This is a genomic window from Streptomyces armeniacus (genome assembly GCF_003355155.1).
Lineage (GTDB): Bacteria > Actinomycetota > Actinomycetes > Streptomycetales > Streptomycetaceae > Streptomyces > Streptomyces armeniacus.
On record NZ_CP031320.1, the window covers coordinates 7,575,159 to 7,593,335 of the forward strand.

An 18,177-nucleotide genomic window follows, 5' to 3' on the forward strand; every position below is an offset into this window, starting at 1 on the left:
AAACCCAGCAACTTCTCTCTTCAGAAAGTGATGGCAAACGAGTACCTTCACGTCCGTTCCCTCTGAACTATGAAGCGAGTGACCGTATGACCAACCTCGCCGAAGGGCTTCGGCTCCACACCAACGCACTTGATTACACACTTCTGGCCATCTACTTCGTCGTCGTCCTCGGGATCGGCTTCGCGGCGCGCCGCAGCGTGAAGACGAGTCTCGACTTCTTTCTCTCCGGCCGGTCGCTCCCCGCGTGGATCACCGGCCTCGCGTTCGTCGCCGCCAACCTCGGGGCCACCGAGATCCTCGGCATGGCGGCCAACGGCGCACAGTACGGCGTCTACACCGTCCACTGGTACTGGGTGGGCGCGATCCCGGCCATGGTCTTCCTCGGCCTGGTGATGATGCCGTTCTACTACGGCTCGAAGGTCCGCTCCGTACCGGAGTTCCTGCTGCACCGCTTCGGGCCGTCGTCGCACCTGCTGAGCTCCGTGATCTTCGCGGTCTCCGCGGTCCTGATCGCCGGCGTGAACCTGTACGCCATGGCGATCGTCCTGGAGGCCCTGCTGGGCTGGCCGCAGTGGGTCGCGATCGTCGTCGCGGGCTTCTTCGTGCTCGCGTACATCACGCTCGGCGGCCTCTCCTCGGCGATCTACAACGAGGTGCTCCAGTTCTTCGTCATCCTCGCCGCGCTGATCCCGCTGACCGTCGTCGGGCTCAAGCGCGTCGGCGGCTGGGGCGGCCTCAGCGACTCGCTCACGGACTCCAAGAGCGAGGCGTTCATGACCGCCTGGGACGGCACGGGCATCGGCTCGGCCAACCCGCTGGGCGCCAACTGGCTGACCATCGTGCTCGGTCTCGGCTTCGTGATGAGCTTCGGCTACTGGACGACCAACTTCGCGGAGGTGCAGCGCGCGCTGTCCGCGAAGAACCTGTCGGCGGGCAAGCGGACACCGCTGATCGCCGCGTTCCCGAAGATCATGATTCCGATGGTGGTCGTCGTCCCCGGGCTGATCGCGCTCGTGATGGAGCCGACGATCGGCACCAAGGAGGACGGACTCCAGTACAACGACGCCATCCCGGTGCTGATGCGGGACCTGCTGCCGAACGGTGTGCTGGGCGTCGCCGTCACCGGTCTGCTGGCGGCGTTCATGGCGGGCATGGCGGCGAACATCTCGTCGTTCAACACCGTGTTCACGAACGACATCTGGGCGCCGTACGTGAAGAAGGACCAGCCCGACGCGCACTACGTGCTGACGGCCCGCGTGGTCACCGTGATCGGCGTGCTGATCGGGATGGGGACCGCGTTCATCGCGTCCACGTTCAGCAACATCATGAACTACCTCCAGACCCTGTTCTCCTTCTTCAACGTGCCGCTGTTCGTGGTCTTCATCATCGGGATGTTCTGGAAGCGGACGACTCCGGCAGCCGGTTTCTGGGGGCTGCTGTCGGGCACCGTGGCCGCGATGATCAACTACTTCTGGTTCTACAAGGAAGGCGTCATCGACATCCCCAGCGACCAGGGCGCCAACTTCGTGTCCTCCATCGTCGCCTTCGTCGTGGGCTCCGTGGTGATGGTCGTCGTCACCCTGGTGACCAAGCCGAAACCGGTGGAACAGCTGGCGGGACTGGTCTACGGCACCGTCTCCCCCGGCATGGAGGAACCGCCGGCCGAGGGCGACGACGCCTGGTACCGCAAGCCCGCACTGCTGGGCTGGGGCGCGATCATCCTCGCCGCCGCCTGCTATGTCCCCTTCTCCTTCTGATCCGCGAAGGGCTGAACGACCATGAACGACAAGCGAGACGACCAGAACAACCCCGGCGGCACGGACGGCACGGGCGGCCCAGGCGGTACGGGCGGCACCCGCGGCCCGGACAACCCGGACGACCCGACGGCGTACATGCACGAAGTGGAGGAGCTGGAACGCGAGTCCAGCACCGCCGCCCGCCTCTTCGACGTGCGCCGCATCATCGGCGGCCTCTTCGTGGTCTACGGCGTGATCGTGACCATCGCCGGGATCTTCGCCTCGGAGGAGGACCTGAAGAAGGCCCAGGACATCAACATCAACCTGTGGACGGGACTCGGGATGCTCGCGCTCGGCATCTTCTTTCTGGTCTGGCTGCGGCTGAGCCCGGCCGTCCCGCCGCCGCCACCGGAGGAGGCGGACACCGCGGGCGGTGACCCGCTGCTGAAGTAGCGCCGGGCAGGCGGCCGTACGGACCGGGGGTGTACGGCGCGTACGGCGTGTGCGCACGGGGCGGGTGGCGGCCGGGCCGCGTCACTCGCCCCGCGCGTACGGGCCCGTCGCCCGGTCCAGCAGGCCCGTACGGGCGGCCAGCGCCGCCGCCTCCAGCCGCGAGCCGACGTCCAGCTTCATCAGCACCCGCTGCACGTGCGTACGGGCGGTGCTCGGCGCGATCCGCATGCCCGCCGCGATCAGCCGGGTGTCCTCGCCCTCCGCCACCCGTACGAGCACCTCGACCTCGCGCGGCGTGAGCATCTGGAGGAGGCGCTGGCCCTCGTCGTCAGGCTCGGCGGCCGGGTTCAGCAGTTCGGTGAAGGCGTCGCGGAGCAGCTGCGGCCCGACGGCCACCTCACCGGCGCGTGCCTTCATCATGGCGCGCTCGACGCCCTCGATGCGCTCGTCGTTCCGTACGTAGCCGGAGGCGCCCGCGGCGAAGGCCGCGGCGATGCCGCGCGGGCTCGGCACCGGGCCCAGCACCACGACCGCTATCTGCGGCTTCTCCCGCTTTATCCGCAGCACCGGGTCGAAGATGCCCGGCGCCGCGGGCGTCGCGGTGCCCAGCAGGCACACCTCGGGCGCGCGGCTGAGCACCAGTTCGGCGGCCCCGGCGCTCGGCGCGGCGGCCGCGAGCACGCGGTGTCCGCGCAGCTTCAGTGCCGAGGCCAGCGCCTCGGCGAGCAGACGGTGGTCGTCCACCACCATGAGCCGCACACTCATAGAGCCCCCCAACTCCCGCTCCCGCCGGGCCGCCCCGCGGCTGGAGCCCGCCCGGGCACGGGCGCTCGCCCACGGAAGCTACACGCTCCCCCGCCGTTCTGCGCCCAAACGTCGGGAAGCCGCCCGGAATACGGCGATCCCCGCCTCGCCACCGCGGTGCGGCGGCGAGGCGGGGACAGCATGCCCGTACGCCTACGGCCGTGTCCGCTAGCCGCCGAAGCCGACGGCCAGCAGCCGCTCCTTGGTGAACGTGCCCGCGCGGTCCGTCACGTACTTCTCCGGCAGCAGCAGCTTGCCGTTCCCGTACACGACCTCGGTGTCCTGGCCGTACGTGTTCGGGCCGAGCTCCTGCTCCTCGTCCACCGAGTCGTTCGGCAGCTTGAGATACGGCGTCTGCTTGCCGGCCTTCGGCTCGATGGCGACGATCTCACCACCGGAGTCGTACGTCGGCAGCTTGTACCCGATCACGTTCTCGCCCTCCATCTGGATGGGCATGATCGTGCGCTTGGCGCCCGCGTCCGACTTCCACTTGGTCTTGCCGGTGGTGAAGTCGAAGGCCATGACCTCGTTCGTCTGACCGTAGTCCGACGAGCTGTCGTCGTGCTCCTTCGTCGACAGGTACACCGCGTCCTTGCCGACCGTCATGCCGAAGCAGGACTCGACGTCCAGCCCGCACGGGTTGTTGTAGCGGTCGCCGCCGAGGGAGATCTTCGCGGCCAGCTTGTTGTTGGCGACGGTCATGATGTCCGTCGGCGTCGAGTCGCCCGCGCCGACCACCAGGACCAGCGGCGCCGTGGACGGGATCCGCACGGTCTCCGTGCCCTTCGGCACCTCGAACTCCGAGACGGACTTGCCGGTCTTCGGGTCCAGCTCCTGGATCGTGAAGTCCGGCTTGTCCAGGTCACCGCACTTGACGACGGCCAGCAGCTTCGGGCCGCCCGCGTACCCCTCGTCCTTGCAGTCGCCGCTCGGCTTGGCCTGCCAGATCGGCTTGCCACCGGTGATCTTGAAGCCGACGGAGCCGCCGATCCACGCCGAGGCGACCGTGCCCTGGCTGATCGTGACGTTCTCGACGCTGATGGTGTCGGCGCCCGGCATCGTCTCCTGCCAGACCTTCTTGCCGGTCTCCATGTCGATCACGACCATCTGGTTGCAATCGGCCTTGCTGGACTTCGTCTCCTGCGTGACGATCGCCGTCTTGTTGTCCTCCGTCTGGTGCGGCGAGGCGGCACAGACCGAGCCGGACAGCGGGATCTCCCACGCCTTGGCGCCGGACTTGCCGTCGTGCGCGACGACGCTCTCGACCGACGTCTTCACGAAGACCTTTTCGGTGACCCACGCGCCGGGGACGCTGACCTGGTCGTCGACCGCGGGGGCCTCCATCTTGGCGAGCAGCTTGGCGTTGAGGTTCGTCGGCTTCTTGTCGCCGCCGCCTCCGCCGCCGCCACCGGTGGCGCCCTCGGAGCTGCCCTTCTTGTCGCCCTTGGACTCGTCGTCCTTGCCGCCGTCGTCGTCCTTCGTCAGGAAGAAGACGGCGCCGCCCGCGATGAGCACGACGGCCACGGCCACCGCGATGATCACGGCGAGCTTGGAGTTGCCACCGCCGGGTCCGCCGGGGCCACCCGGGCCGCCGGGGAATCCGGGGCCGCCGGGCGTCGTCGGATAGCCGCCCGGGTCCTGCCCGTACTGCGGCTGTCCGTAGGGCGGTTGGCCCTGCGGCTGCCCGTAACCGCCGGGGGGCGGCGGGGTCGGCGCGCCGAAGCCGCCGCCGGGCGGCGGGCCGGGTGGCTGCTGCGGGTAGCCGTAACCGGGCGTCTGACCGGGGTCCTGCGGGTATCCGTACCCGCCGTTCTGCCCGCCCTGGGGACCGGGGGGCGGGTCCTGCGGCGCGCCGAAGCCGCCCGACGGCGGCTGACTGGGCGGCGGAGGCGGCTGCGACATGACATTCCCTCGTTCATGAGGCAGACCGGACGCCCGGCGCCTCAAACCCCCGTAGGGCCGAGCGAATCGGACATTTGGCCCGCCATTGCTGACTGGTGAGCGGAAGTTCTTTGTATCACCGGACACCGACAGACCGGACTTCGGTTCCCGGAGGGGAGCCGACGTCGTTACCAGAATGCAGCCCGCGACGTGAACCCTCCGCGCCGCGGAGCGGGAAACGGGGCGGAACGGCGCCTGTGTTCCGCCTGTGCCCCACCCCCAGCCCTCGCCTCGCCTGCGCCCTCGCCCGAGTCCTCGCCGGCGCCCCGCCGGAACGCTCAGCCGTCCTCGGCCAGTTCCAGCCAGCGCGTCTCGAGGTTGTCGCGCTCCGTGGTCAGCTCCCGCAGGCGCGCGTCCAGTTCGGCGACGCGGGCGAAGTCCGTCGCGTTGTCCGCGATGTCCGCGTGCAGCTGCTTCTCCTTGTCGCCGATGCGGTCCAGCTGCCGCTCGATGCGCTGGAGTTCCTTCTGCGCCGCACGGGACAGGCCCGCGCCCTTGGGCCGCTCGCCGCCACCCGCCGTACCGGACGTCCCGGACGTGCCCGTGGCGCCGCCCGACCCGCCCGCCTGCGGCGCCGCCGCCGCGGGTGCCGCCACGGGCGCGGCAGGCTGGTCGGCGGCGCGCATCCTGGCCCGCCGCTCCAGGTACTCCTCCACGCCCCGCGGCAGCATCCGCAGCGTGCCGTCGCCCATCAGCGCGTGCACGCGGTCCGTGGTCCGCTCCAGGAAGAACCGGTCGTGGGAGATCACCACCAGCGAACCCGGCCAGCCGTCCAGCACGTCCTCGAGCTGCGTCAGCGTCTCGATGTCCAGGTCGTTCGTCGGCTCGTCCAGGAACAGCACGTTCGGCTCGTCCATCAGCAGCCGCAGGATCTGCAGCCGCCGCCGCTCACCGCCGGACAGGTCCCCCACGGGCGTCCACTGCCGCTGCTTGCCGAAACCGAAGCGCTCGCACAGCTGCGAGGCGGTCATCTCGCGGCCCTTGCCCAGGTCGACCCGGGAACGTACCTGCTCGACGGCCTCCAGCACCCGCCAGGACGGGTCGAGTTCGGCGACCTCCTGCGAGAGGTACGCCAGCCGCACCGTGCGCCCGACCTTGATACGGCCGCCCGCCGGCTGCCGTTCGCCCTCGCTGCGCGCCGCCTCCTCCAGCGCCCGCAGCAGCGACGTCTTGCCCGCGCCGTTCACGCCGACCAGGCCGATCCGGTCGCCGGGCCCGAGCTGCCACGTCAGCTGCCGCAGCAGCACCTTGCGGCCCGCCTGGACCGTCACGTCCTCCAGGTCGAACACGGTCTTGCCGAGCCGTGAGCCCGCGAAGCGCATCAGCTCCGCGCTGTCACGGGGCGGCGGCACGTCCGCGATCAGCTCGTTCGCCGCCTCGATACGGAACCGGGGCTTGCTCGTACGGGCCGGGGCGCCCCTGCGCAGCCACGCGAGCTCCTTGCGCATCAGGTTCTGCCGCCTGGCCTCCTCGGTCGCCGCGATCCGCTCGCGCTCGGCCCGCGCGAAGACGTAGTCGCTGTACCCGCCGTCGTACTCGTGCACCGTGCCGCCCTGCACGTCCCACATCCGGGTGCACACCTGGTCCAGGAACCAGCGGTCGTGGGTCACGCAGACCAGCGCCGAACGCCGCGCCCGCAGATGCCCCGCCAGCCAGGCGATGCCCTCCACGTCGAGGTGGTTCGTCGGCTCGTCCAGGACGATCAGGTCCTGCTCGGCGATCAGCAGCTTCGCAAGCGCGATACGGCGCCGCTCGCCGCCGGACAGCGGCCCGATCACCGTGTCCATGCCCTCCGGGAAACCGGGCAGGTCCAGCCCGCCGAACAGCCCCGTCAGCACGTCCCGCACCTTGGCGCTGCCTGCCCACTCGTGGTCCGCCATGTCGCCGACGACCTCGTGCCGTACGGTCGCCTCCGGGTCGAGCGAGTCGTGCTGCGTCAGCACCCCGAGCCGCAGCCCGCCCGCGTGGGTGACGCGGCCCTCGTCGGCGGTCTCCCGCTTGGCGAGGATGCGGATCAGGGTGGTCTTCCCGTCACCGTTCCGCCCGACGACACCGATCCGGTCGCCCTCGCTGACGCCGAGGGAGAGACCGTCGAGCAGCGCACGGGTTCCGTACACCTTGCCGACGGCTTCCAGATTGACGAGATTGACAGCCATCTCACTCCTGTATCGCGGGATCAGCCTTTCAGGGTACCGGCCGCGGGGTCTCCGGCCGCGCGGCCGCTGGCGGGCCCGCGGCGGGGCCCTCGCGGCGGCGGTTCACGGGCCGCCGCGGGCCGCCCGTCGCACGCCGGGCCGACGGGCGGGATCGGCACCGTGCCGTGCCGGGTGCCGCCACGGCGTGGCCGAGGGCGGTCCTCAGACGCCGGACGGGCTGGGGGCTGTCTCTTATCCCCATCTGATGCTTCCGACGAAGGCGTAGGAGTAGATCTCGTCGGTGTCCGTGCAATCTACAAAAACAACCGTAGTGCGCCGCCCGTTCCCGCAGGGGGACTTCGGACGGGTCGACCGCGAGTCGCAGGGTCGGGACGCGGTCGAAGAGCTTCGACAGGCCGATGCGGAGGGTGGCGCGCGCGAGGTGCTGGCCGAGGCACTGGCGGATGCCGAAGCCGAACCCCACGTGCTGGCGCGCGGAGCGTGTGACGTCGAGTTCCTCGGCGTCGCTGAAGGAGTCGGGGCCGCGGTTGGCGGCAGGCCGCGTTCACGTAGAGTCGCCGCGTGACGACAGGAGCGGGTCCGGCCGGCCGGGGGGTTCGGCAGGGCCCGCTTTCTCGTGCGCGCGCACGTTCCGTACGGCGGCCGGAACCGTCCCGTACGTCGACCTGTCCGTAAGGCAGCGCCCGTCCCGTACGGCGCTGTCCGCCGCGTGCGGCAGCCTCCCGTACGTCAGTGGCCGCCGCGTACGCCGGCCTCCGCGCGCTCCCGTTCGTGCAGGCCCGCGATCCGCCCCAACGCCTCGTCCCGCGCGCACGGATACGCGCCCAGCGTCGTGTGCCGCGCCACGATCGCGCCCTCCGACCGCATCAGCCCCCAGCCGCGGCGTACGAGGAACGGCACGGACTTGCGCCCCTCGCGCACGTCACGCAGCAGCCGCCGGCGGAACGTGGTGAGCGGCCGCCCGCGCAGGCATATCGCGTCGGCCAGCAGGCTCAGTTCGGCGCAGCGCGCGGCGATGTCCGCGGCGAAGATCCCCTCCGCGACGAACAGGGGCGCGCCGCCCAGGGTGAGCGCCTCCTCGCCCGTACGCGCGCTGGCCGCGATGTCGTAGAGCGGGACCGTTGTCCGCCCGTGCTCGCACAGCTCCCGAACGGCCGCCACCGCCGCGTCCGCGTCCCACGAGCCCGGCGCGTCCCAGTCGGTGGCGCCGCCCGGGAGCTGCGGGAGGGTCGGGTCGCCACCCTCCTTGTAGAAGTCGTCGAGCCGCAGCACCGGCAGCCCGGCACGGGCGGCGAGCCGCGTCTTGCCGGAGCCGGACGGCCCGGTGAGCAGAACGACGCGGGCGCGGGCGCGTACGCGAGCGCGCTCGGCGGCGGGCGCGGGCGCGGGTCCGGGCGCGGGGCTGGGTGCGGGGGCCGTACGGTCGGCCGGGGTGCGGTCGCAGTCAGGGCGGGCGGCGCTGGAGGTCACGAGAGACCATTGTCGGGCATACGTACGGCCTCTGGCACGGGCCCGTACCCGGACCATCCGGTCGGCGAACGCGGCGCGCCCGATGCGCCGGCGAACTCCTTCCGTGCACGGCGGGCCCGACCGGGACGAGGGGCGGACCGCCGCGCTCTCAGCTGCCGGCCGGGCGCTCCCCGGCCGCGCCCAGGACGATGGAGTGCACGACGCTCTCCACCCGTTCGTCGAGCCGCAGCAGCCCGTCCAGTTCGTGGTCGTAGAAGCCCGACAGGCACAGGGACCCCGCCGACACGCCCTCGGCGGACAGGCAGATCCCCTGCCCGATGTGGCCTGCTTCCAGGAGCGTGAAGCGGTAGCCGCGTTCGGCGTACTTCGACGTGGAGCGGGAGAAGACGCCGGTGAGGACGACCACCGCGCCGGCGCCCTCGAGGTCCTCGGGCTGCATGCACGACTTCCGCAGCGCCGCCGCCGGGTCGTCGGGGTCGATGCGGCGGAGTTCAAGGGCGTGCGGCGCGTAGTAGTAGATGCCGGGGTCGAGGCCGTCGACGTCCGTCACGGCGACGAAGCACTCGACGGGGTACCGGCCGCCGGCCGAGGGGGCGGGCCGGTGCATCCCGGTCGTACCGACGCCCACACGCAGGATCGTCGCCAACGACCGCCGCGTCAGCGGTGTGTCGCCCCACGTACCGTGGTGGCTGCGGCGCCGTGCGGCCAGTTCGCCGAGCGGGGCGAGGGGGAGCGGTTCGTCGTCGAGTACGACGGCGGACGCCTTCCCGAAGCGGTCACCGCCTCCCCGCAGCCGGTCCAGATCGGTTTCGAAGCGCTGTACGGGCTCGGCGAAGTTGGCCTGCCGGTCGCGGCTGAACTTCGAGTTCTCGTGCAGCTCCGCCGCCAGCGGCGCGTACGCGCGAGGGTCGGAGACCGGCGAGCCGTCCGGTTGTGCCAGCATCGTTTCCGTGATCCTTCCAGTCCGGGCCGGGATTGGCGCCGGCGGTGGGGGCTCCGGCGCTTCCCCGCCTACGCGAAGAAGTGCGGCGCGGGGTTGAGTTCGTCCTCGCGGGCCGGCTCCCGCCGGTACCCGAGTTCGACCGGGAGGTCGTAGAGGCGCCGTCCCGTGCGGGACTGCAACGCTCCGAAGTCCAGTGGCTGCGCGCCGGGGACCAGCACCTTGCAGACGTGCCAGCCGAGTCCACGCAGGTCCGGCGGAGTGAGGTCGACGGTGATGACCCGCATCCCCCGGCGGGCGACCGCGTCCACGGCCGCGTCGAGCGTCGTGCATCCGGCCGACGTGTCCGACGTATCCGATGTATTCGATGTGTCCGGCGGGTTCCAGTCGGCGTGGTCGTCGAGCAGCCAGTCCAGCGTGTCCCGGTAGCCGGGCAGGCAGCTCATCCGGATGTGCTCCTCGGGCTCCGCCAGGTCCTCCATCGGCCCCGGCTCCGCCCTGTCCGGGTATCCGCGGCGGCTCATCACCGCGGATATCTGGAATGCCTCGAGTACGGCTTTCCGCAGCGCCGACGGGTAGTCCCCCCGGCACGCCGCCCCGAAGCAGAACGGCGGCACCCGGTCGCTCCGCGTCAGCACCCCGGCCAGCACCACCGGTTGCCCGAGATCCAGTGTGAGATCCCACGCCCGTACGGTCATCGCGTGCCAGCGCGGCGCGGAAGCCACGAAGCCGTCGACGTCGTCGCAGATCCCCGCGAACGGGATCTCCGGCGGGGTCCAGCGGTTCAGGTGCCTGATGGTGAACGCGTCCCGCTCCTCGATCTCCCGGAGCCCGGCCAGGACGGCCGCTGACGGATCCGTGTGCGCGGCGAGGCCGTTGGTCGTCCAGGGCGCGAGTTCCTCCCCTTCGAAGCGCGACTTGTAGGACGGCAGCGCCAGCTGGGCCGGCACCAGCACCCGCCGGTCCTCCGTCAGGTCGTGGCCCACCACCCAGCCGCGCGGCGCCTTCTCGTCGAAGGCGGTCCAGGAGGACTCCTTCGGGTGTGGCAGCACGAACGACTCGCCGTGCACAGCGTCGCCCTCGAACTCGTCGAACGTGCCCCACTCCACCCGCGCGTGCGCGGCTCCGACCAGGGAGCCGTAGCGTTCGACCGTCTCGCCGACGGCGGCGGACCGCGCCTCGGCCAGCGAGGTGCCGATCCCGAAGCCGGTGACCCCGTAGTCCTTCGGTACGCCGGGCAGCACCTCGGGGCGTGCGGCCGGGGCGAGCCGGGCCACCGTCGTACGGGGCAGCAGCTCCGAGACGAAGGGCACGAGCTGCCGGATGATCCCGGTTCGTGGCGATACGACGGCCGCCGTGTCGACCCCGGCACGCGCACGGGGGACGGGCGGGGCCGCCGTCACGTCACTGCGCATGACCACAGCTTTCGCACATGGGCACCCGCAGGACCGGGTGCCGGGTGAGTTTCAGGGTCGTGAAGCTGAGCTGGAGAAGTACGGGGGCGGGCGCCTCGTTGGCGTGCCCGGCGAAGACGTTGACCGCCCGCAGGGACGCCAGGCTGGTCAGCAGCCCGTCGCCGGCGGCCAGTCTCCCCGCCGGAGCGAATGCCAGCGGCGGGCCCCCGGCGGACGCTTCCGTGCCCCCGGACTCACCGGGCCCGGGGGCCGCGGCGCGCTCCCGTACGCACAGGCAGTCGTAGCACGCGGTGCGCCGGGGGACGACGACGTGCGTGAGAACGACCGTGACGCCTTCGAACCACCCGGCCAGGTACGGGACTCCGGCGCGGCGCGACCAGCGGTCGAGGCGCCTGAGGTGCTCCTCGTCCCGGTCCCGCGCCAGCGAGACGACGAACGACGGCGCCTCCCCGCTCAGCGCGGGCGCGTCCGCTTCGTCGAGGACCGGGCGCCGCGACAGCCGTACGCCGAGGCTGGCGCTCGTCAACTCCGCGAACCGCGCGCCGAGTTCCTCGTCGCCGAGGCACACGATCTCGGCCCGCGCGCCGTCGGCGGTGACGGCGTCGGACAGTCCTTCGTCGGCGAAGAGGCGCAGCGCCGCGTTCGCCTCGCGGTCGGCTCCGGGCCCCTTGTCGAGCTCGGCGAGGGTCGTGACCAGCCCCTGGGACTCCAGCCGCGCCAGGAGCCGGGCGACCTTCTCGGCAGGCGCGTCGACCTCCCGCGCGACCGCGCCGACGGAGCTTGGCCGCTCGACGGCGCAGAGGACCCGGCGGGCCAGGCCCGCGGTCCTTCCGCGCAGGGCGACGTCTCCGGTCACGAGCCGGACGGTGATGGTTGAATCGATTTCTTCGACGGAGGCCCCGGGGCTCAGGAGGTAGGTCACATCCACGGTGGCTGCCACGTCACGGGCTCGGTCTCCATGTACGACATGGCGATGATTCGTACATGGTTGGCGGGAACGCCGTCAATCCTTTACGGGCTGGTGGGAGGGGATTCCCAGACCGGTCAGGCTGCTGCGTCGGCACCGGGGCCAGCCCTTGACCGGCTTTCGGGGTGAACGTTAGCGTCCCGTGAATCGATTTGTGAAATCGATTTCTCAAACTACTCAGGAGGCAAGACATGACACCGGAGCAGCAGACCCCCGGCATCGCACCCGACAGCAGCGTCGACACGGACCCCATGGACACCATCGACCTGACGATCGAGAAGCTCGGCCCCCGCCTCGCCCTCGACAACACCGAGGGCGGCAGCAGCGCCACCACCGGCAGCTGCACCCTCAGCGGCACCATGTGCGGCGGCCGTGGCTGAGAGCGCGGCGCGGCTCGGCCCCTCGCTCGTGAGTGCGTGAGTGCGTGAGTCACATGCCCCAAGCCACCCCGGACGCAGTCGAGTCGGCTGAGGGAACGCAGCTGCTCCCACGCTCGGACAACCGCATCCTTGTCCGCGGGTGGAACCACGGGGCCGAGCTGGCCGGCGGGCACGCTTCGCTCGCCGGCCGGCTCCTCGCCGCTGCCCGCGGCGGCTGTACCCCGGGGGAGCTGGCGGCGTTGACGGGCGTGCCCTTCGTACGCGTCCAGGCTCTGGTCGAACGGCTCTTGGAGCAGGGGCTGCTGGAACCGAGCCCCCTGCGGCGCGGGCCCGCCGCCCCGCTCCCCGCCGCGCGGGCACTCGGTGCGGCCACCGAGCCCGGATCCGTCCTGGACGCCGTCGTCACCGACGACCCGGCCCTCGCCGAACACCTCACGGCCGAACTCCGGCACCGCCCGGGTACCCCGGACTTCGTGGTCACCGGGAACGCGGCCGAGCTCGCGCGGCGCGCGGACGGCCGCGCCGTCAACGCCGTTCTGCCCAGACACCTCGTCGAGCGCGACGACGACCCCGCGGTCCGCGGCGTACTGACCACCGGGGGCCGCTGGGCCTGCTACTGGCGCGAGCACGGGCGTACCGTCGTCACCTCGGACCTCTCCTGTTCCGGGCCCGGCTACGGCCTGTGCCTCGCATGCCTCCGGCTGCGCGAACGCGCGGGCGCGCGGTCACCCCGGCGCGGGGGCGACGACGGCCACCGCACCGTGTACGCGCCTGGCAACGTGTACGCGCCTCCCACCGCGGCGCTCCTGGCGCACGTCCTCGCGGGCCTGCGCGCCGGTCCCCCCGCCGCCGCGGGCGGGGCCGTGCTGTACGAGCTCCACCACGACCGCGTGCGGCTCTCCCGCGTCCGCGGCCTGCCCGTGTGCCCGGCCTGCACACCACTCGCCGGGGGCCCGTACGGCGACCTCCTGCTGACGTCTCCACCGCGGTCCCTCTCTCCGCCGGAAACGCCCGCGGTCCACGCCGCCCGGCCGGACGGCGCGGTCCGGCCACCGGCCGCGGCACCGGAGGACGCACTCTCCCTCGAGCAGATCACCGACCGGTGCCGGCGCTCGTCGGACCTGCCCGCGCCGGAACTGGCCGCACTGCTCCGGGACCTCGGTGAGCTGTACGGCCGCCGGGGAACGGTGCTGCGTGCCATACGGCCCGAAGTCCCCGCCGTCGCCGCGGACTGCTTCCACGCCGTCGCGGCGGACCTGGCGGACCTCCGGCGGATCAGTGCGTCGAACGGGCAGCCGCAGGCGTACGACGCGTTCGGCGGCGCGTGGACGGCGGCCGGCGCGGTGCAACGCTGCCTCGGGGAGGCCGTCGAACGGTACTGCGCTCTGGTCCACGGTGCCGCGCGCCGGGTCGTGTGGGGAGCCGCGGACGAACTCCCCGACGCCGTCCCGGTCGAACGGTTCGCCACGCTCTCCCCGGCGGAACTGCGCGACTCCGGACGGGACCTCCGCCCCGCCTCGTCCCGCTCCCGCCTCGGCTGGGTGGAAGGCCACAGCCTCACCCGCGCGCGTCCGGTGCTCGTCCCCGCCCAGCTGAGCTTTCTCGCGTACACGGCGGCGGCGTCCGAGGACGCGGTGCAGCCCGGCTCGAACAAGGGCCTCGCCGCGGGCCGCAGCGCCGACCGGTGCGTGGTCCACGGGCTCTGCGAACTCGTCGAGGCCGACGCGCTGCTCATCCACTTCCTCAACCGGAGCCCCGTGCCCGAGATCGGCCTCGGCGACACCGGCATCCCGCGGGTCGACCGTGTTCACCGGGCCGTCCGCGCCGCGGGCGGACGGCTGCGCGCCTGGGACTTCGCCACCGACCTCGCCGTGCCGACGGTGCTCGTGATGCTCGAACGGCACGACGGGACGGGCCCGGTGGCGACGTTCGGCATGGCGACCCGGCCGGACCCGGCCAACGCACTGGAGAAGGCGGTACTCGAGGCGCTGCACGCCACATGCTGGCTGACCGGCGAGATGGCCGAGGCGGCCCGCGCGTTCCCCGGTGTCCCCACGCCGGAGTGGGTGACCGCGCGGGAGCAGGCCAAGAGCCTCGGAGCGTCGAGCGCGTATCTCGCCTCTCTCGGCTGGCTGCTGGACAGGGAGGTCCGCCGGCCGTTCCGGGAGTACGCCGCCGGATACCCGGAGGTCGCGCATGATCCGGCGGCGCAGCGCCACGGGCTGGTGGGCGCCCTGGCGGCGGCCGGTCTCGAACCCGTTGCCGTCGACCTCAGCACACCCGACGTACGCGACGCCACGGGACTCGAGGTGTGGCGCTCGATCGTGCCCGGCCTCCAGCCCTTCTCGATCGGGACGCTCCAGGCGCGGGCCGGCGACCGGCTGTTCTCCGTCCCCGTACGCATGGGGTACCGGTCCGCGCCCGCCGCGGAGTCCGACCTCAACCCGTTGCCGCACCCGTGTCCGTGAAGGACGCCGCCGCCCACGTCCCACCCGTCCACCCGTCCCGACGTCCCCCGTCCCCCGGCCCTCGTACGGAGAGCCCCGACTGAGAGAGAGCCCCGGTGCTGAGCCGCGAATTCGCCCCCGAGCGCCCGAAACTGGCCGAGCCCGTCGAGGCGACGGTCGACGGCGACCAGGCGTACGTACGCATCGGCACGCCCCCGTCGTACATCCGGCTCGGTGCCCCGGCCTGGTCCATCACCCGCCTCCTCGACGGCTCACGCTCGGTGCGCGAGGTCGCGCACGAGGCCGGCTGTACGGAGGAACAGGTGCGGCGGCTGGCCGACCAGCTCGGCGGCGGCGGGCTGCTCGAGGGCTCGGAGGCACAGCAGGAGCGGCACGACAGCGACGTGCACCGCCAGTCCGTGTTCTTCCTCAAGTTCACCTGGCACGACCCGCGCGCCCTCGGCACGGTGTACGACGTCGTGCGTCGCTGGATTCCGCCCCGGTGGTTCGCCGCACTGGCGGCGACGCTGTGCGTGGCCGGCGCCGCCGCCTGCCTCCTGTCGTGGACCAGCATGATCTCGCAGGCCCAGGAAGCCGTCAGCTGGTCGCAGGTGTGGCAGGTCTGGCCCGCCATCCTGCTCCGCGCCGTCGTCCACGAACTCGGGCACGCCTTCTTCTGCCTGTCCTTCGGGCGGAGCGTCGCCGCACTCGGCTTCGGCCTGTACTACTTCCAGCCGGTCGCCTTCACCGACGTGAGCGACATCTGGCTGCTGCGCAGACGATGGCAGCGCGTGCTCGTGCATCTCGGCGGCCCGATCGTCGACGTCGCCCTGCTGGTCGCCTCGGGCGTCACCGTCCTCGCCGCGTCCGACGGCCTGGTGGAGACGTTCGCCGCGTATCTGCTCCTCTCGACTCTCGTGGGCGCCGCGGCGGGCTTCAACCCCCTGCTCCGCAGCGACGGTTACTTCGTGCTGACGGAACTCCTGCGTGAGGACGACCTCCGTGATCGCGCCCTGGTCCTGATGGCCACCACCGCCCCGTGGCGCCTCTCGGTACGTGACCGGACCAGCGCCGTGCTCGTGACGTACGGCGCGGTGTCGTTCGTCTACACGCTCGTCATCGTCGGCATCGGCGCGAACGTGGCCTCACGTTTCGTGCTCCACACCGTCCTCGGCTTCGACGCGTTGCCGCAGGCGGTCATGTGGAGCCTCGGCGCGGGGATCGCCCTCGTGCTGTGGACCGTCATGCTCCGGCGCGCCCGTAACGCCACTCTGGCCTGAGCCCGGGGGACGCTACTCCTGCTCGGCCACCGTCTTGCCGCCTTCCAGCATCGTCTTCAGTGCCGAAAGGATCATGACCCAGCCGCCGCTGACGCTGGCCAGCATCTTGCTGTCGGCGCTGTCGAAGCCGTCGTGGATGATCGTCAGTTTGACGCCGAGCGACGCCTCCTCGGCCGGCTCGATCTCGAACGTCACCTGCGAACGCTCCTTGCGGGCCTCCTCGAACTCCTCGTCGGACATGCCCAGCATCTCCTGGTGCATGGGCTGGAGCGTGTGCCAGGTGTACGACAGCCGCTTGCCGGGCTCGGCCGCCAGCACCCGCTGCCCCAACTCCTCGAACTCCCCGGCCGGATCGGACTTCCACCGCACCGGCGACCCGACCTCCCAGGTGGACTGCGGGCCGGTGTCACTGAAGTAGACCTTCGTGAACTCCGGCTTGGTCAGCGCCTCGTACAGCTTCTCCGGCGTGGTCTGGATGTAGGTGACGTAGACGAACTTCGCACTGCTCATGGGGGTGCTTCCTTCCAGGGATCGCTTCAGGGCGGAGAGCGCGTCGAGCCGCCCGCGCTCGTACTGGCCGATCCAGCGGTCGGCCAGCTCGTGGATGGGCACGGGGTTGAGGTAGTGCAGCTTCTCCCGGCCCTGCCGTACGACGACGACCAGCCGCGCCGCCTCCAGCACCGCCAGGTGCTTGCTGACGGCCTGCCGGGTCATGTCCAGCCCCTCGCACAGCTCGCGCAGGCTCTGCCCGTTCCGCACGTTGAGCCGGTCGAGCAGCCGCCGCCGGCTGGCATCACCGAGCGCCTTGAATACGGCGTCCATGCCTCACCTCTGCCTCTGCCTTTCGCCTCCAGATTGGCAACCAAATGGTTGCCTGTCAATCCGGGAGGGTGGCCAAGGCGGTCACGGGGCGGGCAGCGGCTATCGGCCAGGGAGCCGTCGGCCGGGTGGGGCGGCTCCGTGCGGCGCCGGGCACTCGATGCACTACGCTGTGTGTCTGATCCGTCACCCATAGGTTAGGCAGGTGGAACGATGAGCTCCCGTCCGCGTCACGCGAGGACGAAACAGCCCCGCCGCTCGCGTGCGTTGCTGCGCGCCGGGCTGACCGTTACGGCGGCGGGGGCGGCGGTGATGGCCGGGAGCGGGATGGCCTCCGCCGACACGAGGATCACCGGGGAGGAGACGGGGCTGCCGATCGGTTCGATCGAGACGGACGCCCTGGAGGATCCCTCGGGTGTCTTGAAGCGGCAGCTGGAGGGGGGCCTTTCGGGGTCGCTCGGGCCCGCGAAGGACCTTCCGCTCTACCCCCTCGCCGGCACCGCCGTCGACCCGCTCGCGAACTCCGTCGGCGCCCAGGTCGCCGACTTCCAGACGGTCAGCACCGAGGCCGTCACCGGCCCCCTGGCCTCCGGCTCCACGCTGCGGGAGCTGCCCGTGCTGGGGCAGGTGGCCACCGCGCTGCCGGGCTGAACGGCCTGAACGGCCTGAACGGTCCGAAACGGGCCTCGGTCGTACGGGTTCAGTCCGCGGCCGGGGCGTTGGGCACGTAGCCCAGGTCCACCGGGACCGGCGGCGCCCCGGCCCGCCCCTCGCGCAACGGCGTCAGCAGTGCGGGCAGTTGCGGCGGCCACAGCGGCTCCGGACACCGCGCCAGCTCCGGCGGCGTCCACCAGCGCCAGCGCAGAATGCCGTCCTCCGCGTGCGCGGCCCGCAGGTCTCCCACGGGTTCCGGCCGGGGTCCCGGCGGCAGGTGGGAGAGATAGATGTGCTCCCACTGCCGTACGGGCACGCCCTCCCGCGTGTAGTCGTGCTCCCAGGTGCACAGCAGGGGGCCCGGCTCGACGTCCGTCCAACCCGTCTCCTCGCGCAGCTCCCGCCGCGCGCCCTCCTAGGGTGTCTCGCCCGGCTCCAGGCCGCCGCCCGGCATGGCCCAGTGGACGCCGACCTCTTCGTTGTCGTAGCGGAACAGGAAGATCGCGCCCTGGGGGTCGAGGACGGCAATCCGGGCCGCCCGCCTGGGAGTTCGCATGCGGCCAGCCTAGTCTTCTGAGTCGGGAATTCTGTTCAGATGTGTAGGGTTGCCTGGTGGCGCGTATTGGGCGGCCGAAGGCCGAGTTGATTCTGTCGGAGGAGGAGCGGGCGGCACTGGAGGGGTGGGTGCGGCGCCGTTCCACGCCGCAGGCATGGG

At 71.8% G+C, this 18,177-nt stretch carries 14 protein-coding genes and 2 pseudogenes; 6 read left to right on the forward strand and 10 right to left on the reverse strand.

Translation table 11 applies throughout. The features are described from left to right. Positions 1–86: 86 nt before the first annotated feature. Together DVA86_RS32895 and DVA86_RS32900 are read left to right on the forward strand one after the other, a co-directional pair. Positions 87–1,757, forward strand: a complete 1,671-nt coding sequence (locus DVA86_RS32895; RefSeq protein ID WP_208883777.1) for a sodium:solute symporter family protein — start codon at positions 87–89, stop codon at positions 1,755–1,757. A gap of 135 nt (positions 1,758–1,892) precedes the next feature. Beyond that, entirely contained in the window at positions 1,893–2,189 is a 297-nt protein-coding gene (locus DVA86_RS32900; RefSeq protein ID WP_208885496.1) for a hypothetical protein, read from the forward strand. Between the two features lie 81 nt (positions 2,190–2,270). Here DVA86_RS32900 and DVA86_RS32905 read toward each other — a convergent pair whose 3' ends face one another. The 8 genes and pseudogenes from DVA86_RS32905 to DVA86_RS32940 all read right to left on the reverse strand — a co-directional run bounded on the left by DVA86_RS32905 (position 2,271) and on the right by DVA86_RS32940 (position 11,771). Beyond that, positions 2,271–2,954, reverse strand: coding sequence for a response regulator transcription factor (locus tag DVA86_RS32905; protein ID WP_208883778.1), 684 nt, complete (start codon positions 2,952–2,954; stop codon positions 2,271–2,273). A 207-nt stretch (positions 2,955–3,161) separates the two neighbouring features. Beyond that, positions 3,162–4,895: an outer membrane protein assembly factor BamB family protein gene (locus DVA86_RS32910; RefSeq protein WP_208883780.1), complete on the reverse strand. Its 1,734-nt coding sequence runs from the start codon at positions 4,893–4,895 to the stop codon at positions 3,162–3,164. Between the two features lie 317 nt (positions 4,896–5,212). Then, on the reverse strand, positions 5,213–7,090 hold the full coding sequence (locus tag DVA86_RS32915) for an ABC-F family ATP-binding cassette domain-containing protein (protein WP_208883781.1): 1,878 nt from the start codon (positions 7,088–7,090) through the stop codon (positions 5,213–5,215). A gap of 28 nt (positions 7,091–7,118) precedes the next feature. Beyond that, a pseudogene (locus DVA86_RS32920) lies at positions 7,119–7,598 on the reverse strand (cytochrome P450); the annotation flags it as partial. 221 nt (positions 7,599–7,819) lie between these two features. After that, a complete protein-coding gene (locus tag DVA86_RS32925; RefSeq protein WP_245997453.1) occupies positions 7,820–8,560 on the reverse strand; it encodes a nucleoside/nucleotide kinase family protein in 741 nt (246 codons plus the stop codon). Between the two features lie 148 nt (positions 8,561–8,708). Then, positions 8,709–9,503: a SagB/ThcOx family dehydrogenase gene (locus DVA86_RS32930; RefSeq protein ID WP_208883783.1), complete on the reverse strand. Its 795-nt coding sequence runs from the start codon at positions 9,501–9,503 to the stop codon at positions 8,709–8,711. A gap of 68 nt (positions 9,504–9,571) precedes the next feature. Further along, entirely contained in the window at positions 9,572–10,915 is a 1,344-nt protein-coding gene (locus tag DVA86_RS32935; RefSeq protein ID WP_208883785.1) for a YcaO-like family protein, read from the reverse strand. Continuing rightward, complete coding sequence (locus DVA86_RS32940) at positions 10,905–11,771, reverse strand: TOMM precursor leader peptide-binding protein (RefSeq protein WP_222623393.1); 867 nt, start codon at positions 11,769–11,771, stop codon at positions 10,905–10,907. The genes DVA86_RS32935 and DVA86_RS32940 overlap by 11 nt, the downstream gene beginning before the upstream one ends. 302 nt (positions 11,772–12,073) lie before the next feature. Between DVA86_RS32940 and DVA86_RS32945 the strand changes: the two genes are divergently transcribed. The 3 genes from DVA86_RS32945 (at position 12,074) to DVA86_RS32955 (ending at position 15,989) form a co-directional block, all read left to right on the forward strand. Next, positions 12,074–12,262 carry a hypothetical protein gene (locus tag DVA86_RS32945; RefSeq protein ID WP_208883787.1) on the forward strand — a complete coding sequence of 63 codons (189 nt, stop codon included), beginning with the start codon at positions 12,074–12,076 and terminating at the stop codon, positions 12,260–12,262. 53 nt (positions 12,263–12,315) lie between these two features. Further along, positions 12,316–14,730, forward strand: coding sequence for a YcaO-like family protein (locus tag DVA86_RS32950; RefSeq protein WP_208883790.1), 2,415 nt, complete (start codon positions 12,316–12,318; stop codon positions 14,728–14,730). Between the two features lie 95 nt (positions 14,731–14,825). Beyond that, positions 14,826–15,989: a zinc metalloprotease gene (locus tag DVA86_RS32955; RefSeq protein ID WP_208883791.1), complete on the forward strand. Its 1,164-nt coding sequence runs from the start codon at positions 14,826–14,828 to the stop codon at positions 15,987–15,989. A 12-nt stretch (positions 15,990–16,001) separates the two neighbouring features. Here DVA86_RS32955 and DVA86_RS32960 read toward each other — a convergent pair whose 3' ends face one another. Next, positions 16,002–16,811, reverse strand: a complete 810-nt coding sequence (locus tag DVA86_RS32960) for an ArsR/SmtB family transcription factor (RefSeq protein ID WP_208883792.1) — start codon at positions 16,809–16,811, stop codon at positions 16,002–16,004. Between the two features lie 210 nt (positions 16,812–17,021). On the opposite strand from DVA86_RS32960, the gene DVA86_RS32965 reads away from it, so the two are divergent. Then, the gene (locus DVA86_RS32965) at positions 17,022–17,459 is read left to right on the forward strand and encodes a hypothetical protein (RefSeq protein ID WP_208883794.1); all 438 of its coding nucleotides are present in this window, start codon (positions 17,022–17,024) and stop codon (positions 17,457–17,459) included. Positions 17,460–17,508: 49 nt separating this feature from the next. Here the strand turns inward: DVA86_RS32965 and DVA86_RS32970 are convergent. Beyond that, positions 17,509–18,015 (reverse strand): annotated as a pseudogene (locus tag DVA86_RS32970) (NUDIX hydrolase); the annotation flags it as partial. Between the last annotated feature and the right edge of the window lie 162 nt (positions 18,016–18,177).

Coding starts and splice junctions, on each gene's coding strand:
- DVA86_RS32895 (WP_208883777.1), top strand. CDS start 87: ATGACCAACCTCGCCGAAGGGCTTCGGCTCCACACCAACGCACTTGAT.
- DVA86_RS32900 (WP_208885496.1), top strand. CDS start 1,893: ATGCACGAAGTGGAGGAGCTGGAACGCGAGTCCAGCACCGCCGCCCGC.
- DVA86_RS32905 (WP_208883778.1), bottom strand. CDS start 2,954: ATGAGTGTGCGGCTCATGGTGGTGGACGACCACCGTCTGCTCGCCGAG.
- DVA86_RS32910 (WP_208883780.1), bottom strand. CDS start 4,895: ATGTCGCAGCCGCCTCCGCCGCCCAGTCAGCCGCCGTCGGGCGGCTTC.
- DVA86_RS32915 (WP_208883781.1), bottom strand. CDS start 7,090: ATGGCTGTCAATCTCGTCAATCTGGAAGCCGTCGGCAAGGTGTACGGA.
- DVA86_RS32930 (WP_208883783.1), bottom strand. CDS start 9,503: ATGCTGGCACAACCGGACGGCTCGCCGGTCTCCGACCCTCGCGCGTAC.
- DVA86_RS32935 (WP_208883785.1), bottom strand. CDS start 10,915: ATGCGCAGTGACGTGACGGCGGCCCCGCCCGTCCCCCGTGCGCGTGCC.
- DVA86_RS32945 (WP_208883787.1), top strand. CDS start 12,074: ATGACACCGGAGCAGCAGACCCCCGGCATCGCACCCGACAGCAGCGTC.
- DVA86_RS32950 (WP_208883790.1), top strand. CDS start 12,316: ATGCCCCAAGCCACCCCGGACGCAGTCGAGTCGGCTGAGGGAACGCAG.
- DVA86_RS32960 (WP_208883792.1), bottom strand. CDS start 16,811: ATGGACGCCGTATTCAAGGCGCTCGGTGATGCCAGCCGGCGGCGGCTG.
- DVA86_RS32965 (WP_208883794.1), top strand. CDS start 17,022: ATGAGCTCCCGTCCGCGTCACGCGAGGACGAAACAGCCCCGCCGCTCG.